This window comes from Nocardia alni (genome assembly GCF_019038435.1).
In the GTDB taxonomy this organism is placed as follows: Bacteria; Actinomycetota; Actinomycetes; order Mycobacteriales; family Mycobacteriaceae; genus Nocardia; species Nocardia alni.
The window spans coordinates 1-428 of sequence record NZ_JAGPOX010000364.1 but is presented as its reverse complement, the minus strand read 5'-3'; the positions used below and the strand labels follow the sequence as shown (position 1 = coordinate 428).

The window sequence follows — 428 nt, the reverse complement described above, 5'->3', positions numbered from 1 at the left end:
GGCCAAGGCCAAGCAGACGGTCATCGAAATCAAGGAAGTCAAGTTCCGTCCGGGCACGGACGATGGCGACTACAACATCAAGCTGCGCAACATCCGCCGCTTCCTCGCGGAAGGCGACAAGTGCAAGATCACGCTGCGCTTCCGCGGTCGGGAAATCACCCACCAGGAAATCGGCCTGGCCCTGCTCAACCGCATCCGCGATGACCTGGGCGACACCATCCTCATCGAGCAGTTCCCGAAGCTCGAAGGGCGGCAGATGATCATGATGATCGCTCCCGGCAAGCGCAAGCCTGCCGCGAAGCCGGCAACGGAAGGGGCGGCAGCCTCCACCTGATGGTGGCCTGCCTTGAAGGAATGTTCCTGGGAGCACGCGGGTGCTTCCGGGGCATGGCAAGGGTCTCATGACCCTGCCGCGGCATCCCATGGGG

At 63.3% G+C, this 428-nt stretch carries 1 protein-coding gene; it reads left to right on the top strand.

The window, feature by feature from the left end:
- The coding region (infC, locus tag JZ791_RS47460) for a translation initiation factor IF-3 (protein WP_216903989.1) at positions 1–334 on the top strand (334 nt) is incomplete at its 5' end.
- Between the last annotated feature and the right edge of the window lie 94 nt (positions 335–428).